Source organism: Actinocrinis sp. (assembly GCF_035650855.1).
In the GTDB taxonomy this organism is placed as follows: Bacteria; Actinomycetota; Actinomycetes; order Streptomycetales; family Catenulisporaceae; genus Actinocrinis.
The window spans coordinates 17,285-41,044 of the sequence record NZ_DASRGV010000134.1 but is presented as its reverse complement, the minus strand read 5'-3'; the positions used below and the strand labels follow the sequence as shown (position 1 = coordinate 41,044).

Genomic DNA, 23,760 nt, shown 5'->3' with positions numbered 1-23,760 from the left:
CCTCGCGGAGACCAAGGGCTCCATCCCGGCCGCGCGGTTCGCCGACTTCGAGGAGGCCAGGCGCGCACACAAGACGCTGGTGGTCAAGCACCAGCGGATGCAGGAGCGAGCGCTGGCCAAGACCAGCGCGATGGCGTTGGCGGTCCGCCGGACCCGCTACCGGCTTCTCAACTCCCTGCCGAACAAGTACCGCATGCTCGACAAGGTGATCAACGCGCAGCACAGCGTCGACCCGGTCGACCTGCGCGCCGCGAATCAGCAGGCCGCGACGGTGGCCTGAGACCGAGGGGAAAGCGGAGCGAAGATGACTTCCGAAGCCGAAGCCGTTGCGCACGGCCACGATCCCGACCGGCTGATCGCCGTCGTCGGGGTGGCCGGGCGCTTCCCGGGCGCCCCGGACGCCGACGCGTTCTGGCGGCTGCTGACCGAGCGCCGCGACGCGATCCGCCCGGTGCCGGCCGACCGCTGGGACGCGGCGGCGCAACTGGATCCGGAGAAGTCGATCCAGGCGGTCGGCGGCTTCCTCGACGAGGTCGACCAGTTCGACCCGACCTTCTTCGGCATCTCCCCGCGCGAGGCCGAGGACATCGACCCGCAGCACCGGCTGATACTGGAGGCCAGCTGGCGGGCCCTAGAGGACGCGGGTCAGCAGGCTGCGAAGCTGAGCGCGACCCGTACCGGCGTCTACGTCGGGGCGTCCTGGCACGACTACGAGATCGTGCGCAAGGAGCGCGGCGCGGGCGCGACGCAGCACAGCGCGGTCGGCAACGCGCTCGACGTGGCCGCGGCGCGCGTCTCCTACTTCCTCAAGCTGCGCGGCCCGAGCCTGACGGTCGAGACAGGGTGCTCATCCGGTCTCGTCGCGCTGCACCTGGCCGCGCAGGCGTTGCGGCAGGGCGAGATCGACGGCGCGATCGTCGGCAGCGTCAACCTCATCCTCGACCCCTTCGTCTCGATCAACCTGACCCACTTCGGCGGCCTCTCGCCGACCGGCCGGTGCCACGCCTTCTCGGCGAAGGCCGACGGTTTCGTGCGCGGCGAAGGCGTCGTCGCGCTCTACATCAAGACCCTGTCGCAGGCTCTGGCGGACGGCGACCGGATCCACGGCGTGATCGTGCGGACCGTGGTCAACAACGACGGCGGCGGCGAAAGCCTGGTCACGCCCAGCGCTGAGGGCCAGGAGGAACTGCTCAGGCTGGCCTACGGCGACGGCGCGATCCCGCTGGACCGGCTCGCGTACATCGAGGCGCACGGCACCGGCACGCGCCGCGGCGACCCGGTCGAGGCGACCGGCGTCGGACGGGTCATCGGGCAGGGCCGGGACCGGGCGCTCGGGCCGGTCGGCATCGGCTCGGTGAAGACGAACATCGGACACCTGGAGGCCTCGGCCGGTTTGGCGGGCCTGGTGAAGGCGGTGCTGTCGCTGGAGCACCGCGTCGTGCCGCCGACCCTGCATGCGGACGAGCTGAACCCTGATATCCCCTTCGACGACCTGAATCTGCGCGTCGTGCGCGAGCCGCTGGAGCTGCCGCAGGACGGCCCGGTGTACGTCGGCGTGAACTCCTTCGGCTGGGGCGGCACGAACGCGCACGCGGTGCTGATGACCGCGCCGCCGAGTAGTGCCCCGGCGCAGGGAGCGAATTCGGATACCGACGCACTGGCGCCGATTCTGCTCCCGCTGTCCGCCCAGCGCGAGGACGTGGTCAAGCAGCGAGCCGCCGACTTGGTCGCCACCCTCCCCGAGACTCCCGAGGACCTGCTTACCCTCGCCGGCACCCTCGCCCACCGCCGGGACCACTTCCCGATGCGGGCCGCATTCGCCGGCTCGAAGCAGGACGTCGCCGGGGCGTTGGCGCGGTTCGCCGAGGATCCGGAGGCTGAGATTCCCGGTGTGGTCAGCGGCCGGGCGCGCGAGCGCGGCAAGATCGCGTTCGTATTCCCCGGCCAGGGCGCGCAATGGTCCGGCATGGGTCGCGAGCTGTACGCGAACAGCCCGACGTTCAAGGCCGTGATTCACCGCTGTGCCGAAGCGCTCAAGCCGTACTTCGCCTGGGACCTGCCCTCGATCATCGCCGGCGAGTCCGACGAGGAGTGGCTGACCCGCATCGACATGCTCCAGCCGGTGCTGTGGGCGATGTCCCTCGGCCTGGCCGAGCTGTGGCGCGAAGCAGGGGTCGAACCGGACGTCGTGATCGGCCACAGCCAGGGCGAGGTGACCGCCGCGACGCTCGCCGGGATCCTCTCCTACGAGGACGGGGCGCTGGCGATGGCCCGGCGCAGCGCCATCGCGCGGCGCGCCTCGGGCAAGGGCCGGATGCTCGCGGTCGATCTGGACGTCAAGGGCGCGCGCGAGGCCCTGGCAGGGTTCGAAGAACTCGTCTCCCTGGCCGTGAACAACGGCCCGAGCTCGTGTGTGCTGTCCGGCGAGACCGAGGCCGTGCTCACGCTCAAGGAGATCCTGGACGGCGAGGGCGTCTTCTGCCGCCTGGTGAACGTCGACTACGCCTCGCACAGTCCGCAAATGGACGAGCTGCGGCCCGACCTGCTCACCGCCCTCGAATCGATGCGGCCACGCAAGGGCGACATAGCCCTGATGTCCACCGTGCGCGTCGAAATGCTTGACGGCTCCGAGATGGATGCCGAGTACTGGACTGACAACCTGCGCCGACCGGTGATGTTCGCCGACGCGATGTCGAAGCTCTTCGACGACGCCACGCTCCTCGGCGACACGGTCACCCACGTCGTCGAGATCAGCCCGCATCCGATCCTCGCCCCGGCGATCGAGCAGTTGGCCGCGTTGCGCTCCGAGCCGCCGGCGGTCCTGTCCACGCTGCGCCGCGATACGGGTTCGGCCGCCGACTTCGCGCTGGCACTCGGCCGCGGCTACGTCTCAGGGCTCGAACCGTTCGCCGCCGTGTCGGCCGACCGTACGGTTCAGGTCCCTCCGTATCCGTGGCAGCGGTCGAGCTACTGGGTTCCGGCCGGACGGCGGCGCGCCGGCGTGTCGGGCGGCCTGGAATTCGCGCTGGCACCTGCGGTCTCGGAACACGACACCTGGCACGGCACGCTGGACCTCGGCGTCGACGAACACCCCTGGCTGGCCGACCACAAGGTGCACGACGCGGTGGTCGTTCCCGGCGCGGCGATGATGGCGCTCGCGATGAGCGCGGCCCGCGCGAGGGCGGGCTCCGTCCCTGGCGCGCTCGACGGGTTCGCCTTTCGCAGCGACCTGACACTCGCGGGCGAACCGGCGAAGGTCAGCGCGGTATGGCGGGACGACGTGACCGAGGGCGGCAGCTTCATTCTCAAATCACTGGCACCAGGCGCCACGGAGTGGACCGAGCACGCCTCGGCCCGCATTCGGCAGCCGCGATCCGATGCGCCCACGGTCCGGGACTTCCCCGTGCAGCTGGCCGAAGGCGCCGAGGCCATCGACGTCACCGAGTTCTACGAAAGCTGCGCCGCTCGCGGCCTCAACTACGGTCCCGCGTTCCAGGGCGTGCAGAGCCTGCACATTGACGAAGCGGCCAGCGCCGCACTCGGCGAGATCCGGCTGCCTGACCGCTGTCGCGCAGGTGCCCGCGCGCACAACCTGCACCCGGCGCTTTGGGACGCCGCGCTACAGGTCTCACTGGCGCTGGTGGACGGCGCCGCGACCGTGGTCCCGGTGGCCGTCGAGCGCGTGCACGTCGTCCAGGAATTGGCCGAACCGGTGCTCGACGCATGGTCGTACGCGGTGCGCCGCGACGACACACACATCGACGTGTTCGTATACGACGCCGACCGGCAGCCGTTGCTGACGATGGAGGGGCTGACGCTCCAGGCGCTGGAGTCGGCGGCCTTGGATGACGGCGACGCCGAGCGTGTGCACCGGCTCGCCTTCCGGGCCGAGGCGCTACCCGCGGCGGAGGAAAGCGAAGCCGCGTCCGCGGAGCCGGGCAACTGGATCGTCGCAGAGGTCTTCGACGGTACCGGCATCGGTTCGTCCCTCTCCGCCGCGCTGTCCGCTGCCGGACAGACCGCCGCCCGCGTCGGGCTGACCGGCGAGCGCGCCCAGGACACGTCCGCCTGGAGCGAAAAGCTGAGCTCCTCCGGCAGCCAGCCGAACGCAGTCGTCTTCGTCGCACCGCCGGCTGCCGCCGGACTCACCGAGCAGCGCGAGGCCCTGCTCGCGCTGACGGCACTGGTGCGCAGCGTGCTCGACCTGCCGCTTCCGCCGCGCCTCGCGGTGCTCACCACCGATGCCCAAGCGGTCACCGCGTCCGACCAGCCCGATCCCGGCGCGGCGCTGTTCTGGGGATTCACCAGGGTCCTGCGACGCGAGCACGCCGAGCTGCAGCCCTGCCTGCTGGACATCTCAGCGTCCGACGACGCCGCTGCCATCGCGCGCGCCCTCGCCACGGAATTGCTTGCCGACTCCGGAGAGGACCAGATCGCCCTGCGCGGCGAGCGCCGCTACGTCGGCAGGCTGGAGCGCGGCGAATCCGCGGCGTACGACGAGGACGACGCACCGTCCGCGCCGTGGCGCACCGTCTTGCAGCCGTTCCGTCTCGCGGCATCGCGGCCCGGTTTCTGGGACGGCATGGTCTACCGGCCGCTGACCCGGTGTGCGCCCGGCCGCGGTGAGATCGAGATCGAAGTCACCGCCACCGCGCTGAACTTCATCGACGTGATGAAGGCGATGGGCACCTACCCCGACCCGTCGGGCGGCGCCGACCTGCTCGGCGGCGAGGCCGCAGGACGGGTCACCGCGCTCGGCGAGGGAGTATCCGAGTTCGAAGTCGGAGATCGCGTCGTCGCTTGCGCCTTCGGCGCAGCGGCCTCACACGTCACCGTGCGCGCCGACCACGCGCGGCGCGTCCCCGCGGGGATCCAGGACGCCGAGGCCGCCGCGCTGCCGTTGGTCGTCACGACCGCTTGGTACGGCCTGGTCGATCTGGCCCGGCTGGAGCCCGGCGAGTCGGTGCTGATCCATTCGGCAGCGGGCGGTCTCGGCCTGGCCGCGGTCCGCATCGCCCAGCGCCTCGGCGCACGCATCCTGGCCACCGCGGGCAGCGAGCGCAAACGCGAGTTCCTGCGCGGTCTCGGCATCGCAGACGTCTTCGACTCACGAAGCCTGGAGTGGGGCGAGGCAGTGCTCGCGGCCACCGGCGGCCGGGGCGTCGACGTGGTGCTCAACTCGCTCACCGGCGCCGCCATCCCGCTCGGCCTGGACGTTCTCGCCGAGGACGGACGATTCGTCGAGGTCGGGAAGAAGGACATCTACAACGGCCGGGCGATCGCGCTGACCGCCTTCAAGAAGGGGATCAGCCTGGCCACGGTGGACCTCGCCGGGCTGATGGCCCGCCGGCCGCAGCGCTTTGCCCGCCTGCTGGCCGACGTCTGGAAGCTCGTCCAGGACGGCGGCATCGAGCCGCTGCCGACCATCCCGTACCGCTTCGCCGACGCCGCCGAGGCGCTGCGCGCGATGTCGCACGGCTCGCACATCGGCAAGTTCGTGCTCGTCGATCCCGGCACCGTCACCTCGGTCGCCCCGGAACCCTTGCCCGCGGGGCGATTCCGGACCGACGGCACGTACCTGCTCAGCGGCGGACTCGGCGCGCTCGGCCTCTCGCTCGCGCAGTACCTGGCCGACCGCGGTGCAGGTGCCATCGCGTTGCTGGGCCGATCCGCGCCGAGCGAGCACGCGGCCGAGCGCATCAGCGCCCTGCGAGAGCGCGGCGTGCAGGTGCGGACCGTCGCCGTCGACGTCACCGACGCTGACGCCCTGGACGCCGCCCTCACCGCGCTGCGTTCCGAACTGCCACCGCTGCGCGGAGTCTTCCATGCGGCCGGACTGCTGGATGACGCGACGATCCTCAACCTCCAGCCCGAGCAGCTGGACCGCGTGATCGCCCCGAAGGTCGACGGCGCGCGGAACCTGGATCGCGCGACCGTGGCCGACCCGCTGGACCTCTTCGTGCTGTTCTCCTCCGCCGCCGCGCTGATCGGCAACGCGGGTCAGGCTGCTTACGCGGCGGGGAATGCGTACATGGACACGCTCGCCGAGGCACGGCGCCGACGCGGCCTGCCAGGCCTGAGCGTCCAGTGGGGGCCGTTCGAGGACATCGGACTGGCCGCCGCGGACGCCAACCGGGGCGCGCGGCTCTCGGACCGGGGCATGGGCGGATTCACCGCCGAGGAAGCATGGCCGGCCCTCGCCCGCTTCCTGGGCCGCGACCAGCAGGTGGTCGGCTACGTGCCGCTCAACCTGCGCCAGTGGTTCGACGCCTACCCCGAGACAGCCGCGCAGAAGAGCTGGTCAACGCTGCGCCAGGCGGCGCAGGACGGCGGCGGCGCGGCGGCAGGCAGCAGCGAGTTCCTGGCCGGGCTGCTGGCCGCGGCGCCCGACGACCGTCCGGCGCTGGCCGAGGCCAAGGTGCGCGAGCTGGCCGGACGTGTGCTGCGTCTGGAACCGGCCGCGATCGACCGGGAGACCCCGTTCAAGGCGCTGGGCCTCGACTCGCTGATGGGCCTCGAGCTACGCAACCGCCTGGAAGCCGCGTTCGGGCTCAAGCTCTCGCCGACGCTGCTGTGGACCTACGGCAGCACCCGCGCCCTCTCCGAAGTGCTCTGCGAAAGGCTTTCCGAACCCGCCGCCGCTTGAGCCGCCAGACCACCCGCACCCGCACCGCCGAAGACGAGGACTGTGTCAGCCATGGAACCGAGCAGCAGCACCGAGAACGGCTCGGCGAGCGCCGTCACCCCGCTGTCCCGCGCCCTGGACACGATCAAGCGGCTGCGCGCCCAGCTCGACGCGGGGCAGGGCGGCAAGCCGCCGATCGCGATCGTCGGCGCCGGCCTGCGGCTGCCCGGCGGCGTCCACGACCTCGACGGCTACTGGGAGGCGCTGGAGTCCGGCCGGGACCTGATCCGGCCGCGGCCGCAGCAGCGCCTCGCGCCCTTCGCCCAGCAGTGGGCGAAGCTGCCGAACCTGGGCAGCTTCCTGGACGAGGTGCTCGGCTTCGACGCCGACTTCTTCGGCATCAGCCCGCGCGAGGCCCGCGCCGTCGACCCGCAGCACCGGCTGATGCTGGAGGTGGCGTGGGAGGCGCTGGAGGATGCGGCGCTGCCGCCGGATAACCTGCGCGACGCGCGGGTCGGCGTGTACGTCGGCATCACCGGCCGGCAGGACTATCAGGACTGGAAGAGCAGCGGGCCGGACGCGTACTGGGCGACCGGCAACGGCCACAGCTTCGCGGCAGGCCGGATCGCGTATGTCCTCGGATTCACCGGTCCGGCGGTCGCGATCGACACCGCGTGCTCCTCCTCCCTGACGGCGATCCACCAGGCGGTCAGGGCACTGCGACACGGCGAGATCGACGTCGCGCTGGCCGGCGGCGTGAACCTCGTGCTCTCACCGGGCTCGACCGAGCTGATCGCGCAAACCCGCTCGCTCGCCCCCGACGGCCGGTGCAAGACCTTCGACGCGCGCGCGAACGGCTACGTACGCGGCGAGGGCGCCGGCGTCATCGCGCTCAAGCGGCTCGACCAAGCGATCCGCGACGGCGACCGCATCCATGCGGTAATCAAGGGCTCTGCCACGAACCAGGACGGCCGCTCCTCGGGCTTCACCGCGCCGAACGTCCTGGCCCAGATCGCAGTACTCGAAGCCGCGCTCGCGGACGCAGAACTCGCACCGGCCGACATCGGCCTGATCGAGGCGCACGGCACGGGCACGGCGCTCGGCGACCCGATCGAGATGGACGCGATCGTCGCCGCGCTCGGCCGCAAGAACGGCGGCGCTCCGCTGCACGTCGGCTCGGTGAAGGCGAACATCGGCCACCTGGAGGCGGCATCCGGGATTGCTGGCGTGCTCAAGTCGATCCTCGTGCTGCGCAATGGGATCATCCCGCCGCTGGTGCATTTCAGGACGCTGAACCCGCGCATCGACCTCGACGGTACCGGCGTCACGGTCTCGGGCAGCGCGCAGCCCTGGGACCGCAGCGCCGCGGGAAGCCACGTCGGCGTCAGCTCGTTCGGCATCGTGGGCACGAACGCGCACGTGATTCTCGGTCCGGCCGACGCGGTTGCGACGGGTGCGACGGGAACGCGGCCGGGCGCCGACGCGGCGACGGGTGACGTCGCAGGCTTCGAACTTTCCGCGAAGAGCGAAAGCGCGCTGCACGAACTCGCCGGGCGCCTGGCCGAACGCCTCACGCACCTGCCAAGCGAGCAGTACGCAGCGTTCGCATACACGACCACGCACGGCCGAACCCGGCACCCGGTTGTGGCACGCGTCGCCGCGCCGACTCCGGCGAAGGCGCTCAACGCGCTGCGGGCGCTCGCGGCCGGCAAGAACTCGAAAGCGGTCACGGTCCGCGAGGGCGCGGCTGTGGCGCAACTGCCCGAGCTGGCGGGATTGGCGCAGCTGCCACGCCAGGTGATCACGCTGCCGACCTACCCGTGGGAGCGCGACATCCTCGGCCCGGAAGGCGTGCCGCTGCTGATCAGCGGCGGTGCGCAGGGCCCGGCAGCCGAGGACTCGGCGGCAGAGAACGTCGAGGTCGAGGCCCCCGGCGAGGATGCGCCGTTCGCCGAGCAATCCGCAGTCCCGATGCACGAGCTGGACTGGCAAGAGTTGTCCGGCTCAGCGGGACAAACGCAAGGCGCGGACCGGGAGGTCGTCCTTGCCGGCGACGACGCCGAGCTGATCGAACTATTGGCTGCCAGCGCTGAGGCAAACGGGCTAACACATGCGATTATCGGCCCGGCGGCGCCGGACTGGTCCGCGATTTGGGAAGAGCGCGGCGCGCAGTCGGAGGCGGGTGCGGGGGCGGGGGCGGGACAAAGCCGACCGATCAGCTTGATTCTTGCGCAGAAGGCGACGCCGCTGCCCGAGACATCAGCCGTTGTGGAGGCGTCCAATCCCACTGCGGCAGGAGCGGAGCTGTGCGCGGCGGTCACCGACGCGGTACGCGCCTTCGCCGACTCCGGTCTCGCCGGCCAGGTCTACGCACTCACTCGCGCGACGCGACAGGTCACCGGCCAGGACTCGATCATCGCCGGAAACCACGGCCTGCTGCACGGATTGCTGCCTGTCCTCGGGCTCGAATACTCCTCTGCCTGGGGTGGTGTCATCGATCTGCCCGCCTCGCCGACCGCGGACGATGCAAGCACCGCTCTCTCACTCGCCAGCTCGCGTTCGGACGCAGCGCCGGATGCAGCCTCCGACGACCTGCTCGCAGTCCGCGAGGGTCGCGCTTACGGTGCACGGATCCGACCGGTCGCGGCCGACTGGCGGCCTGAGCTGCCGGTTCACTCGGACGCGACCTACCTGCTGACCGGCGGGCTCGGCGGCATCGGGCGCGAGATGGCGCTCGACCTCATCCGGCGCGGCGCCCGTCACTTGCTCCTGCTCGGTCGCACGCCCGAGGCCGACCTGCACGCCGCAGCTGCCGCCGCGCTCGGCAACATGCGTGCACTCGGCGCGCGGGTCGTGTACAGCAGTGCGGACGTCGAGAGCCACGCGAGCCTCGCCGCCGCTATCACAGCAGCCTGCGACGGCGACGGTGGATTGCCGCCGGTGCGCGGCATCATCCACACGGCGGGCGGCCTGCCGCACAAGCCGCTCGCCGAGGCTACGGCCGCCGACTTCGCCGACGGACTGCGCGGGAAGTTCGCCGGCGCCTGGTGGTTGCACCTGCTGAGCCGCGACCGTACTTGGGATCTGGACTTCTTCGCGCAGACCTCGTCGGCCTCCGCGCTGTGGGGACACGAGGGCCGCGGCGCGTACACCGCGGCAAACGGTGGCCTCGACGCGATCGCCGCCTACCGCGATTCCACGGGATTGCCCGCGACGGCCATCGCATACGGCGCGTGGGCGCTCGACGGCATGGCTGACGAGGCCGGACGGCAAAACCTCGGCCGAGTCGGCATCATCGAGATGGACCCGGCGACCGGCTGCTCGACGCTGGCCGCTCGCTCTGCGAGTCCGGGTGGGTTCCTGATCGCCTGCCCTGTGGACTGGTCCCGGTTCACGACCGTGATGGGCACGCTGCGTCGCAGGGCCTTGTTCGACGACGTTCGGGATGCCGGCGGCGCGCTCGGGGCGGACGTTGCTGTCGGCGCGACCGGCGTGGCTGCTGGCGCGGATGGTTCGACCGGCGCGGCGGGTGCTGCCGGGTCGACGCCGCTGCGTGACGAGCTGCTGGCGCTCCCCGAGAATGCGCGCGGCGAAGCCGCAGCCGTGCACATCGGCCGCATGCTGGCCAAGACGCTCGGCTACCCCGAAGGCCGCGCGGTGCCACCGGACACAGGGTTCTTCGATCTTGGCCTCGACTCCATCATGGCTGTCGACCTCGCACGTGACTTGTCCGTGGCATTCGCCGTGAAGCTGCGTGTCGCAGAGGTCTTCAACAATCCACGCCTCACCGCACTATCGGAGCACATCGCCAAGAAGGTCGCGGCAGGACCGGCGAATGTGACAGCGAAGCCGGTGCCCCCAGCTACGCAGGCGTCCAGTCCCACGCGCAGCGCGATGCAGCCGACAGCCGCTGTGGCGCAGACTTTGTCCGCCACAGCGGGACAATCGGCCGCGTCACAGTCGTCACCTGGGACGATCGCGTCTCCCGCCGAGCCGATCGCCATCGTCGGCATGGCAGGCCGCTTCCCCGGCGCCGATTCCGTCGACGAGCTCTGGGAGCTGCTGCGCGAAGGCCGCGATGCGGTCGGACCGGTGCCAGCTAATCGGTGGGACAGCGCCGCACTGCACGACAACGACCCGTTGCGCGTCGGCACCATCAGCACCGACCAGGGCGGCTTCCTGCGCGACATCGACCGCTTCGACGCCTCCTTCTTCGGCATTCCGGCCCGCGAGGCCGAGAGCCTCGACCCGCAACAGCGCCTCCTGCTCGAATCTGCCTGGCACGCCCTCGAAGACGCCGCGATCGACCCGAAGAGCCTCAAGGGCAGCAAGACCGGCGTGTACGTCGGCGTCACGAACTCCGACTACTCCCGGCTGCTTGAGCGCGGAGGGCTGAACCAGCTCGACGCCTACTTCGGCAGCGGTACCTCACTCAACGTCGCCGCAGGCCGGATCTCTTACCTACTCGGGCTTTCCGGCCCGGCGATGGCTGTAGACACCGCGTGCTCGTCTTCCCTGGTCGCCCTACATCTCGCCATCAGGTCCCTGCGATCTGGGGAGACCGATCGCGCGCTGGCCGGCGGCGTGAACGTGATCGTGTCGCCGGAGTGCTCGGTCGCGATCAGCCGTGCGCACATGCTCTCGCCGGACGGCCGCTGCAAGACCTTCTCCGCCGATGCCAACGGATTCGTCCGCGCGGAAGGCTGCGGCGTGCTCGTCCTGAAGCGACTCAGCGACGCGCAGCGCGACGGCGACCGCGTACTCGCTGTGTTGCACGGAAGCGCGGTCAACCAGGACGGCGCGTCCTCCGGGCTCACCGTGCCCAATGGAGCCGCGCAGAAGCAGGTCATCGCCGCCGCGCTGACCGACGCGCGGATCGACGCCGCTGCGGTGTCGTATCTGGAGGCGCACGGCACCGGCACCTCCCTCGGCGACCCGATCGAGCTCAACGCCGCCTGGGCCGTCTTCGGCAAGGACCGCAAGCCGGGCGAACCGCTGCACGTCGGCTCGATCAAGAGCAACATCGGGCACTGCGAATCCGCCTCGGGCATGGCAGGGGTCTTCAAGACGGTACTCGCGCTTCGGCACCGTCAGCTCCCTGCGAGTCTGCACGCCGAGACGCTGAACCCGTTCTTCCCCTGGGACGAGGTGAACATCCGCGTCGTGGACGCGCTCACCTCCTGGCGCACGGGCGACCGGCCCCGCTACGCGGCGGTGTCTAGTTTCGGCTTCAGCGGCACGAACGCGCAGGTGATCCTTGGTGAGGCGCCGGAGGCGGCGTCGGTCGCGGCAGGCGCGGCGGCCAAGCCGAAGCCCGTCGCCGAGGGGGAACAGACGGTCCCGCACCTGGTGCCGATCTCCGCGCCCGACCCCGCCGGCCTGCGCCGGCTCACCGAGCTCTGGGATGCCCGCCTGGCGAGCGCGACAGAGGAAGAACTCGCCAGCCTGGCGACCACCGCGGGTTCCGGCCGCGCGCATTTCCCGCTGCGCAGGCTGCTGCTCGGCGCGGACAAAGCGGAACTGCTCGCGGCACTTCGCGGGCATGGCGGCGACGCCCTCGGGGACGGTCCCGAGGCTGGGCGCAGGGGCGAGCCGGCCCGCACCAAACCGCCGAAGGTCGGCTTCCTATTCTCCGGCGCGGGCAGCCAGTACTTCGGCATGGGCCGCGAGCTGTACGAGACCGAGCCGGTCTTCCGCGAGACCATCGACGCCTGCGACGTCATCGCCGCGCCGCAACTCGGCATCTCGCTGCTCGACCTGATGTTCTACGGCGCCGACGAGGAGCTGATCGACCAGATCCGGTTCACCCAGCCGACCACCGTCGCGCTCGAACTCGCCCTGGCCGCGCTCTGGAAGTCCTGGGGCGTGACAGGGTCCGTCGTCACCGGCCACAGCGTCGGCGAGATCGCCGCGGCGGTCTACGCCGGAGTCATGGACCTGGAGACCGGCCTCACCCTCGTGGTCAACCGGGCCAGGCTGATGCAGGGCACCGGCAGCGGCGCGATGCTCTCCCTGGCCGCGCCGCTGGAGCGGGTCGAGGGCTGGCTGCGCGGCACCGACTGCGACGTGGCCGCGATCAACGGACCGCAGTCCATCGTCGTCGCCGGGCTGCCCGACCAGATCGAGACCGTCGCCGAACGAGCGCGCGCCGAGGAGGTCAAGGCACGGGTGCTCACCATCTCAGCGGCCGCACATTCCCGGCTCATCGACGCGATGCTGCCCGAGCTGCGGTCCATCACCGCGCCGATGACCTTCAACCGGCCGCACACCCCGGTCATCTCGAACCTGACCGGCAAGGTCGGCGGCCCGGACGACTTCGACGCCGAATACTGGCTCCGGCACGTGCGCCAGCCGGTGCGCTTCCACGAGGGCGCACAGCAGCTCGCCGGACTCGGCATCGACGCAGTGCTCGAACTCGGTCCCGACCAGACCCTGATCAACATGATCACCGCGGCCGAGCTCGTGCCGCACGGCGGCGCCGCGCCCTCCCTCAACCGCGGCGCTCCCGACCGCGCGATCATGCTGACGGCGGCCGGAATGCTGTACCGGCAGGGCCAGGACCTCGGCTGGCCGGCCGTACACGCGGCCACCGGCAACCGCCGCACCGACGCCCCGCTGTATCCGTTCGCTGATACCCGCTACTGGACCAAGGTCAAGCCGGTCCAGGCCGCCGCGGCTGTCGAGCCGGTCGTCCCGGCAAAGGACCAGCCGAAGCACTGGGGAGTGGAGCTGCGCTCCCCGGCGATCAAGGGCCGTGCCTTCGCCTTCGAGCGCACCGCGGCCTTCCCCAAGCACCTCGGCGACCACCGGATCGAAGAGACCGTACTCGTCCCGGCCTCCTCGCACCTGGCGACGATCCTCTCCGCCGTCGGTGGGAACGGCAAGCCGGTCGCGATCAGCGACCTGGTATGCCGGCTCCCGCTCGTCATCAAGGACGGCGAGCAGTACGACGTCCAGTTGCTGTTGAACGAGAGCCAAGGCGCCAGCACCCCGCTCGCCATCCACAGCCTGGTGGATCCGGACCGGGGTACCTGGGAGACCCACCTGAACGCCAAGCTGCTCGGCGCCGCCTCCGCGACGGCTCGTCAGGCCCCTGACCGCGAGGCGTTCATCGCGAGCGCGGAGCGGCACATCTCCGGTGAGACCTTCTACGGCTTCTTCCGCGAACTCGGCTACACCCTCGGCCCGTCCTTCCGATGGATCGCCGAGATCTGGCTGCGCGGCGGCGAGGCGTTGCTGCGGTACGCACAACCGCCGGTCCCCGAACCGCTGGAGAACTACGAGATCTACCCCGGCCTGATCGACTCCTACTTCCAGAGCATCGCAGGGTTCATGGTCGACGATCAGGTCACGAAGGCGGCCTCGCTCGCGATCCCGTTCGCCATCGACAAGATCGCTTTCCCGGGGCGGCCCGCGCCGGGCGGGGAGCTGTGGAGCCACGTACAGATCGTGCAGTCCAAGCCGCTGCCGAACGGCCGCAAGAACGTCGAGACCGCCGACCTGCACCTGTTCAACGCCGCCGGGGAAAGCCTGATCATCGCCGACGGCTTCCGTGTTCGCCCGGTCGGCCGCACGGTCCTGCGACAGAGCCTGCGCAAGGGCACGCCGAACGCCTACGAACTCGCGTGGGTGGCATGCCCGGAGGAACCCGCACCGACAAGCGAGTCGCGGCGCATCGCAGTACTCGGCGACGGCTACGAACCGGGCAAGGCTCTCGCGGCGCGGCTTCGCGCGGACGGGCACGCGCTTGTCGGCGATCTGGCGGCGAGCAACGGATCGGCACCGGAACTCATCCTCGACGCCCGCTTCGCAGACCTCGATGACGCGCTCGACGCGATCGCGGCCCAGGAAGCGGCGCTCGACCTGTGGGCCACACTCAAGGACGCGCCACAGGAGGTGCCCTACGTCATCCTCGGCGACGGCCGCACGCAGGCCGCCGCGGTCCGCGAAGCGCTCTGGGGCATGCTCGCGGCGCTCGAAGCCGAGCAGCCGCGTCGCCGAGTCGTCCGCGTCGAGCTGGGGGAGAACTGGTCGACGGACACACTCACCGCGATCCTCGCCCGCACGGCCGGCGGAACAATCTCCGAGACCCGGCTGCGTCTGGACGCCGAAGGCCCGCGCATCCCGCGCCTCATCCCGGCGCCCGCGGCCGTCGAGCCTCCCACCTGGAACGGCAGCATCCTGATCACCGGCGGGCTCGGCGCCCTCGGCCTGAGCGTCGCGCGAACCGTTGTCGAGCAGGGCGCGCGGCACCTCACGCTGGTCGGTCGCTCCGAGCCGGACGAGACCGCGCGCGGCGTGATCGCCGAACTCGAGGGCGCGGGTGCGACGGTGCGAACGGTGAGCGGCGACGTCACCGACGCCGAGGCGGTCGCCCGAGCGGTCGCGACGGCGACCGAGAACGCGCCGCTGTCAGGGGTCTTCCACCTCGCCGGAGCGACCGCGGACCACGCCTTCGACCAGTTGACCGCCAAGGACTTCGCCACTGTTTTCGCCGCCAAGGCGCGCGGGGCGGAAGTGCTCGCCGCGGCGGTCGCCGGAATCGACCTGACCGCGTTCGTGCTCTTCTCCTCCGCAGCCGGACTGCTCGGCTCGGCAGGACAGGCGAACTACGGCGCGGCCAACGGCTTCCTCGACGGCCTCGCGGACACCCTGCGCGCCGCCGGAGTGCCCGCCACGAGCGTGGACTGGGGACCCTGGATCGCCACCGCGAAGGGCGGCATGGCAGCCAACGCGGCGACCGGACGCGCCGCCGAGAAGCTAGGAATCAAGGTTCTGACGGACTCCGCCGCCGCGCCGGTGCTCGCACTGGCCGCGACGACCTCCAGCGCGCGGCTGCTTGCGATCGACGCCGACTTCAAGCAGTACGCCGAACAGATCGGTGACCACACACGCGCCGCGCTGCTCGCGCACCTGACGAAGGACCGATCGCGCCCTGAGACCGCGACCGAGTCCACGCAGGCCGCCGGCAACGCAGCAGACGGCAACGCGGCAGACGGCGTGGCTGTGGAGACCGACGCGTCCGGCAAGGCGCGCGGCTGGCTACGCGACCGGCTGCGCACCCTGGATGCCGACGAGCGCTACGACCTCGCCCGCGACACCGTCCGCGGCTTCGCCGGAGACCTGCTCGGCGACCCGGCCAAGGTGGACGACGACTGCGGGTTCGAGGAGATGGACATGGACTCGATCATGATGATCGACCTCGGCGACCTGCTCAGCCACGCCATGGACGACGACCTGTCCGCCGTGGTGGCGATCAACTACCCGACCATCCAGGAACTCGCCCGGCATCTGGCCACCCTCGTGCGCGAAGAGGCCGGCGCGACCCAAACCCCGGACCCGGCACCGGCTCCGACCGCAGCGCCTGACCAGCACCCGGAACCGGATGCGGCCCAGCGCGAACTGACCGAGGAAGAACTCCTCGACGCGATCCGGCGCGACCTCGCCATGGAACTGTGAGGACGGAAATGGACAACAAGGAACTGCTTCACCTGATGGCGGAACAGCTCAAGCTGTCCAAGCAACTCAAGGCTCGTGTTCGCGAGCTCGAGGCGGAACGCACCGCACCGCTGGCGATCGTGTCCACCGCGCTGCGGCTGCCCGGCGGGCTGAACACACCGGAGGACTACTGGGAGTTCCTGCTCGGCGACCGCGACGTCGTCAGCGAGATCCCCGAGGACCGCCCCGGCCTGCGCTCCGTCTTCGACCCCAAGCCGAACACGCCGAACCGCTCCTACGTCGACCGCGCCGGATTCCTCTCCGACATCGCCCAGTTCGATCCGGCCTTCTTCGGCATGTCCCAGCGCGAGGCCGAGTCCACCGACCCGCAGCAGCGGCTGCTGATGGAGACCGCGTGGGAGGCGATGGAACGCGCCGGAATCGCGGTGCGGCGGCGCGACCGTATCAACGCAGGGGTCTTCATCGGCATCATGACCTCGGAATACGGCGAGCGGCTGACCAACCGCACCGGCGACCGCGAGGTGGACCCGTACTACGGCACCGGCGGCGGACTGTCGATGGCGGCCGGCCGGGTCAGCTACGTGATGGGCTTCTCAGGGCCCGCAGTCAGTGTCGACACCGCCTGCTCCTCCTCGCTCGTCGCGCTGCACCTCGGCGCGCAGGCACTGCGGCGCGGGGAATGCCGTTACGCGCTGGTCGGCGGCGCGAACCTGATCTTCTCGCCGGATCTGATGGTCTCGCTGTGCCAGAACCAGGCCCTCGCCCCGGACGGCCGGTCCAAGACCTTCACCGCCGCCGCCGACGGCTACGGCCGCGGCGAGGGCGTCGGTGTCGCGGTGCTGATGCGCCTCGACGACGCCGAGCGCGAGGGTCGGCCGATCCTGGCGGTCCTGCGCGGCAGCGCGGTCATGCACGACGGCGCCTCCTCCGGTTTGACCGTTCCGAACGGGATCGCGCAGCAGGAGGTGATCCGGGCCGCGCTCGCCGACGCCGGCGTCGCGGCGCACGAGGTCGGCGTCGTGGAGACCCACGGCACCGGCACCTCGCTCGGCGACCCGATCGAGGTCGGCGCGCTCGACGCGGTGATCGGCGCCGGGGCGCCGAACCGGACCGTGCCCGCGCTGCTCAGCACCCTGAAATCCCGGCTCGGGCACCTGGAGGGCGCGGCCGGGATCGCGGCCCTGATCAAGGTCGTGCTGATGCTCCAACACGGCGTGGTCCCGGTGGCCGTCGCGCCGGACGCCGGGCCGCTCAACGAGTACATCCCCTGGGACCGCGTCCGGCTCACCGTGCCGCGCGCGCAGACCCCGTGGCCGGCCGAATACGAGCGGCACATCGCAGGAGTCAGCGCCTTCGGCATGAGCGGAACCAACGCGCACGCCATCCTGGAGGCCTATACGCCTGTGGGACAGCCCGAAGCGCCGGCCGCCGCCAATGCACTTGCGCAGCTTGTGACCCTCTCCGCGAAGAACGCGACCAGCCTCACCGAACTCGTCACCGCGACCGCGTCGTACCTCGTCGGTACTCCGCAGGAACAACTGGCCGCGGCTGCGCACACGCTGCGTGCGGGCCGTGCCCCCTTTGAGCACCGCATCGCCGTGGTCGGCACCAGCGGCGGCGAGCTGGCCGAGAAGCTGGCCGTCGCGGTGGGGCACGCCGGCAAGGTCACCGCGAAGAACGCGCAGACCTCGGTCACGCTGCGGGTCGGCTCCGGCGTGGTGCGGCTGTCCGCTGGAATCAAAGCGCTGATCGCCGCCTATCCGCAGCTTGTCGCCGTCATCGGGGGAGAGGACCAGGCCCCGGCGGAGCGAATCAAGCGGCTGCTGCAGAGCCTCGGCCTTCGGGTCAAGGCCGAGCAGCGCACGCCGACGTCGGGCGCGGCGGCAGCCGAGCTGGCCTGGGGCGAGCGGGTCTTCCCGCTGATCACCGAGGAAGCTGCGGCGAGCCCGGCCAATCTGCTGAATGCGCTCGCTGCCCTCTTCGTCGACGGCGCGGACCTGCGGCTGGAAGCCCTGCGCCCGGCAGGCGCGCGCATCCTCGGCGACCTGCCGACGTACGCCTTCCGCCGCAAGCGCTGCTGGATCGACGAGCCAGTACTTCGCACCGTGCCCACGCAACATGCCGCCGCGTCAGACGAGAGCGCCGCGCCGCCCGACGAAGCCCCCGCGTCCGAGCGGTCCGCCGACACCGCGGAGACCGCGCAGACGGCGCTCGACCAGGAACTCATCCACGAGTTCCTCATCAGCGAGCTGATGAACATCATGCACGCCGAGGAGGCGCTGGACCACACCGAGACCTTCCTGGAGGTCGGTGGGGACTCGTTCACGGCGATGCAGCTGACCATGAGCATCGAGGAGCGCTACCAGGTCGAGATCCCGCTGGACGACTTCAACGAGGACCTCCAGATCAGCGTGCTGATCGACCGGCTCACCCGGCGGATCGTCGAGGCGCGGGTCCCGGCCGACAAGGCGAACGGCGCATGACGACTGCCTCCGGCTACATCCGTCCGCGCCCGCTGGACGATCCGGCGCTGCGCGTCATCGGCTTCCACCACGCCGGCGGCTCGGCCGCGGTCTACTACCCGCTGGCCCGCGAGCTGCCGGAGGACTGGGACCTGGTCCTGCTCGACCTGCCCGGCCGCGGCAAGCGGCACGCCGAGCCGCTGCGGCAGAGCCTGCCCGAAATCGTGGAGCTCGTCGTCGGTGAAGTGCAGCCGTGGACCGACGTGCCGTACGCCATCTTCGGGCACAGCCTGGGCGCGGTGCTCGCGATCGAGGTGGCGCGGGCGCTGGAGCACGGCGCGAGCAGCCCGCCGGCCTGGGTCGGCGTGTCGGGCCGGGCCGCCCCGAGCTTCCAGGCCCATCTGCGCGGCCGGTTGTATGAGCTCGACGATGACGCCCTGCTCAGCGAGCTGATCGGGATGGGCGGCACGCCCGAGCGGATCCAGGACGCCCCGGCCTTCGTCGAGCACTTCCTGCGCGTCGCGAGGGCGGATCTGCGCGCGGTCGACTCGTACGCGCCGCACCCGGACCGTCCGCCGATCAGCAGCCCGGTGACCGTGTTCGGCGGCGACGCCGATCCGCGCGCGCCGAAGCACATGCTGAGCGCGTGGTCCCGGGAAACCACCGGACAGGTACGGCAGCGCATGTTCCCCGGAGGCCACTTCTACTTCCTCGGTGAGGCTTTCACCGCATTCGCCCGGCAACTCGTCGAAGAGGCCGCATTCGCTGCGAGACGTGGAGCCGCGGATCTGCCACAGTGACGGGCATGAGGCGAACTTCGGGTAGTGCGCAGCGTTTCCGCGCCACGGCCGTATCTGCGGCCACGACTGTCATCGTATTGTTACTGGCGGTGAGCGGATGTAAGTCAGGGGCCCTGTCGAAGCTCGGCGGAGGGGAATCGAGCGGGGCGTCGCCTACCGCTGCCGGGTCCGGCAACGCTTCGATCGAGCCGCGTACCGCGGGGCTGCTCGCCGTGCACGACCCGAAGCAGGTCACGTACTCCATCAAGATAACGACCTGCCACTTCCTGGCCGGACCGCGCCCCGACCCGCAGTGCACCCCCGGCTCGTTCGACCCCGCGGTGACCCAGGCGAACATCCAGACGACCATCTGCCGCAGCGGTTACACCGCGACCGTGCGGCCTTCGACGGGCCAGACCGACAAGGCGAAGCACACGCTCTACACCGCGTACGGCGTGACCGCCGGGACGACCTCCGAACTCGACCACCTGGTCTCGCTGGAGCTCGGCGGGTCCAACGACGCCGCGAACCTCTGGCCGGAGATAGGGAAGGTCCCGAACGCCAAGGACACGGTCGAAAACGACCTGCACGACGCGGTCTGCTCTGGAAAAGTGACTCTGGCCGCGGCGCAGCAGGCGATCGCCTCGGACTGGACCACGGCCGAACAGCGACTCGGATTGAAGAAGTAGCACGGCTTGAAGTAGCAGCACGGCGACAACGGGGAACGATGACATATCTGTCCGGCCGCGAGCTTTCCGCGGCCTTTTACACCGAGCTCGTGCGGCCGTTGCTGGACCAGGCGGCCGCCGAGCCGGCTGGCTCGGCATTCGGTCACGCGGAACTCGGTCACGCAGACGCGGAACTCGAGAACAGAACCCTGAAGCACTCGGCGGCGCTCCTGGGAACCGGCTCCGAGGTCGTCGGCTACGACACCGAACGCTCGGTCGATCACGACTGGGGCCCGCGGCTGGAAGTGTTCCTGCGGCCCGAGGACCAACACCTGGCCGGGCAGCTCACGCGGCTGCTCGACGACCGCCTGCCAGAGACCTTCCGCGGCTATCCCGTGCGGTACTCGCGACGTAACGCGCCCGCACAGCATCACGTCACGGTAGGAGACCTCGGCGCGTTCCTGACCGGCATCCTCGGATTCGATCCCCGCGCCGGGGTGACGGTCGCGGACTGGCTGCGCATCCCGACGCAATCGCTGCTCGAAATCACCGGGGGAGCGGTCTTCCACGACGGGCTCGGCGAGCTGGGCCCGGTCATCGACGCGCTGGCCTGGTATCCCGACGACCTGTGGCGGTACGTGCTCGCCTGCCAGTGGACCCGGATCGGGCAGGAGGAGCACTTCGTCGGGCGTTGCGGCGAGGTCGGCGACGAGCTCGGATCCGCCGTCCTGGCCGCGCGCCTGTGCCGTGACCTGATCCGTCTGTGCCTGCTGATGGAGCGCCGCCATCCGCCCTACGCCAAGTGGCTCGGTACCGCGTTCTCACAGCTGCCGGCGGCGGACCAACTCGGCCCCGAGTTGCGCGCCACGCTCGCCGCGACGAGCTGGCAGGACCGCGAGAAACACCTGTGCGCCGCCTACGAGATCGTCGCCGCGCTGCACAACGACTCAGGGATGACCGAGTGGGTCGATCCGACGGTGCGGCACTTCCACGATCGCCCGTACCGCATCATCGGCGGCTACCGCTTCGCGACCGCACTGCAAGAGACGATCCGCGATCCGCAAGTGGCCGCGCTGCCCCCGATCGGCGCGGTCGACCAGTTCGCCGACAACACGAACCTGCTCAGCGACGCCGGAGCGCGGCTGCGACACCTGAACGGGCTAGGCCAGCCGTAGCCGTCTGACCAGCGCGATTACCAGTTCATCGGGGCACCGATGAGTTTTCCTCGGCCGCGTCGTTTCATCCGTGAGTAGCGTCGGTGACCAGGCCGACCGAACTGGTTGAGGAGAGCGCCATGGAATGGAAGCTGGAACTGATCGCGCTGCCCGTCGCGGACGTGGACCGGGCCAAGCGGTTCTACGCCGAGCAGCTCGGATTCAAGCTGGAGGTCGACTACCAGCCCAACGAGGACTTCCGGGTCGTGCAGCTGACCCCGAACGGCTCGCGCTGCTCGATCGCGCTCATGCGCAACAAGGAGGGCGCGAGCCCCATCAAGGGGCTGCACCTGGTCGTCACGGACATCGACGCCGCCCGGGCCGAACTGGCCGGGAACGGCGTGGACGTGAGCGAGGTCTTCCACTTCGAGGACGGCCGCCAGCTCTCCGGTCCGGACCCGCAGCGCGGCGACTACAACTCCTTCGCCTCGTTCAGCGACCCGGACGGCAACCAGTGGCTGGTGCAGGAGCGCAAGAAGGACCCGTACGAGAACTGACCGGAGCGGGAAACGTGGCTACCCAGGCAGGGACGGAGCAGACGGCCGACGTCGCGGCGGACATCGCCGCGGCGGTCGGCGGCGACGAGGCGGCATTCGCGCGGCTCACCCGGCGGTACCGGCGCGAACTTCACGTGCACTGCTACCGGATGCTCGCCTCCTTCGACGAGGCCGAGGACGCCGTACAGGAGACGCTGCTGAACGCCTGGCGGGCACTGGACGGCTTTGACGGCAGCATGCTGTTCCGGGCCTGGCTGTACCGGATCGCCACCAACGTCTGCCTCGACCAGCTGCGCCGCAATGCGCGCCGGCTGGCGAAGCTGCAGTCCTTCGCCGAGGTGCCGTGGCTCCAGCCGTACCCCGACCGGCTGCTGGACGAGGTCGCGCCGAGCGATCAGCAGCCTGACGCGGTCGCCGTCGACCGGGAGACCATCGAGCTGGCCTTCCTCGCCGCGATGCAGCTGCTGCCGCCCCAGCAGCGCGCGGCGTTCATCGTGCGGGACGTGCTCGGCTGGCCCGCGGACCAGACCGCGGGCCTGCTGGGCACGAGCGTCGCGGCGGCCAACAGCGCGCTGCAGCGAGCGCGCGCCACCATGCAGCAGAACCTCGCGACAAGCCGCGGCGAGTGGTCGGCCCCGGCCCTCAGCACCCAGGACAAGCAGCTGCTCGAGCAGTTCATCGACGCGCACGAACGCGGGGACGCGGTGGCCGCGGTCGCCATCTCCGCGCAGGACATCCGCATCACCATGCCGCCGTACCCGTACCTGTTCGACGGGATCGAGGCGATGGGCACGCTGCTCGAACGGGCCTTCGGCGACCAGCGCGAGGGCGACTGGCGGCTGCTGCCGACCGCCGCGAACCGCCAGCCGGCCGCGGCCAGCTATCTGCGCCGCTTCGGGGACTCGCGGTTCCGGGCGTTCAAGCTCGACGTGCTGCGCACCCGCGGCGGGCTGATCGCGGAGGCGACCACCTTCGGCCCGGACCTGTTCGCCGCGTTCGGGCTCCCGGAGGAGCTGCCGCAGTAGCCGTCGCAGGAGCTGTAGGAACTGCAAGACCCGCAGGAGCTGCAGGACCCGCAGGAGCTGCAGGACCCGCAGGACCCGCGGGAGCCGCCGCGACAGGCCCGACTCGCCGGGCCCGCGTCCGGCCGGTGGACTCACTCGGCCACGAAGGTCGAGTGAGTCCACTCGAACACGCGCAGCTCGCGGCCGCCGATCGTGACGGTCTCGGCCAGCGGGCGGAAGTGCTCGTGCCGGTTGCCCATGAACAGCTTGAGGTTCTCGTCGATCTCGTCCACCCGCCGCTCGCGGGCCCCGTCGATCAGCAGGCTGATCGGGATGCCGCGCAGGAACGCGTTCGGGATGTCGGGGACGGTTTCCGTGTCGGTGGCTTCCATCGCGCTCACTCCTCGTCGGTGATGCAGCAAGTCCGACAGCGCTGGATCGCGAACGAACCGCCCGGCACGCGGGTTGGAGGGGAGGGACACCAGTCCCGGGCGGTTCGCCGCTCGCGCCGCCTTTCAGCGCACTTATATGATGCGCCGACCTGCTAAATCCGAGCCTAAGCAGTGATCGAGTATCGGCGTGGTCGCCGGACTAGACGTCGAGGTCGTCCGCGATCGAGCGAAGCTGGTGCCGGGACATCGCGAGGTTCGAGCGCGACTTGTCCAGCGCGAGGTACATGAACAGCCCGCTGCCGTTGCGGCCGGTGAGCGGCCTGATCAGGTGGTACTGCTTGCCGAGCGTGATCAATATGTCCTCGATGGAGTCGTTCATCTTGAGCATCTCCATCGTGCGCGCCTTGGCGCGCACCACCTCGGTGTTGCCGGCCGCGGCCACCGTCAGGTCGAGTTCCTTGCTCGTGCCGAGTGTGCCCAGCGCCATGCCGCTGGTGTAGTCGACAAGGGCGGCGCCAATCGCGCCATCGATCGACATCGCCTCTTTCAAGGCCGCGTCCACGTTCATCGCAATCCTCTGCTCTCTCGGTGGGGAGGCGGAGGCGGGGTCCGCGGGTCGCTCGGATGCCGGTTCGGCGGCCCGACCGCGCTCGCGCGTGG

General features: G+C 70.7%; 10 protein-coding genes and 1 pseudogene. 9 read left to right on the top strand and 2 right to left on the bottom strand.

From position 1 onward, the window contains the following. The 9 genes and pseudogenes from VFB40_RS10690 to VFB40_RS10650 form a co-directional block, all read left to right on the top strand. Positions 1 to 280, top strand: a pseudogene (locus tag VFB40_RS10690) (FAD-dependent monooxygenase); the annotation flags it as partial. A 24-nt stretch (positions 281 to 304) separates the two neighbouring features. Further along, positions 305 to 6,646, top strand: a complete 6,342-nt coding sequence (locus tag VFB40_RS10685) for a type I polyketide synthase (protein ID WP_324849461.1) — start codon at positions 305 to 307, stop codon at positions 6,644 to 6,646. Between the two features lie 51 nt (positions 6,647 to 6,697). Continuing rightward, the gene (locus VFB40_RS10680; protein ID WP_324849459.1) at positions 6,698 to 16,084 is read left to right on the top strand and encodes an SDR family NAD(P)-dependent oxidoreductase; all 9,387 of its coding nucleotides are present in this window, start codon (positions 6,698 to 6,700) and stop codon (positions 16,082 to 16,084) included. Positions 16,085 to 16,092: 8 nt separating this feature from the next. Beyond that, positions 16,093 to 18,567 carry a beta-ketoacyl synthase N-terminal-like domain-containing protein gene (locus tag VFB40_RS10675; protein ID WP_324849457.1) on the top strand — a complete coding sequence of 825 codons (2,475 nt, stop codon included), beginning with the start codon at positions 16,093 to 16,095 and terminating at the stop codon, positions 18,565 to 18,567. After that, entirely contained in the window at positions 18,564 to 19,346 is a 783-nt protein-coding gene (locus tag VFB40_RS10670; RefSeq protein WP_324849455.1) for a thioesterase II family protein, read from the top strand. The genes VFB40_RS10675 and VFB40_RS10670 overlap by 4 nt, the downstream gene beginning before the upstream one ends. Positions 19,347 to 19,435: 89 nt before the next feature. Then, positions 19,436 to 20,014, top strand: coding sequence for a hypothetical protein (locus VFB40_RS10665; RefSeq protein ID WP_324849453.1), 579 nt, complete (start codon positions 19,436 to 19,438; stop codon positions 20,012 to 20,014). A gap of 38 nt (positions 20,015 to 20,052) precedes the next feature. Continuing rightward, positions 20,053 to 21,168, top strand: coding sequence for a DUF4037 domain-containing protein (locus VFB40_RS10660; RefSeq protein ID WP_324849451.1), 1,116 nt, complete (start codon positions 20,053 to 20,055; stop codon positions 21,166 to 21,168). Between the two features lie 119 nt (positions 21,169 to 21,287). Further along, positions 21,288 to 21,704: a VOC family protein gene (locus tag VFB40_RS10655; RefSeq protein WP_324849449.1), complete on the top strand. Its 417-nt coding sequence runs from the start codon at positions 21,288 to 21,290 to the stop codon at positions 21,702 to 21,704. A 14-nt stretch (positions 21,705 to 21,718) separates the two neighbouring features. Next, on the top strand, positions 21,719 to 22,729 hold the full coding sequence (locus tag VFB40_RS10650) for an RNA polymerase subunit sigma-70 (protein ID WP_324849447.1): 1,011 nt from the start codon (positions 21,719 to 21,721) through the stop codon (positions 22,727 to 22,729). A gap of 131 nt (positions 22,730 to 22,860) precedes the next feature. Here VFB40_RS10650 and VFB40_RS10645 read toward each other — a convergent pair whose 3' ends face one another. Both VFB40_RS10645 and VFB40_RS10640 read right to left on the bottom strand, forming a co-directional pair. Beyond that, positions 22,861 to 23,100 (bottom strand): DUF5988 family protein, encoded by a 240-nt coding sequence (locus VFB40_RS10645; RefSeq protein WP_324849445.1) that lies wholly within the window; start codon positions 23,098 to 23,100, stop codon positions 22,861 to 22,863. Positions 23,101 to 23,299: 199 nt separating this feature from the next. Beyond that, positions 23,300 to 23,668: a hypothetical protein gene (locus VFB40_RS10640; protein ID WP_324849443.1), complete on the bottom strand. Its 369-nt coding sequence runs from the start codon at positions 23,666 to 23,668 to the stop codon at positions 23,300 to 23,302. Positions 23,669 to 23,760: the final 92 nt, after the last annotated feature.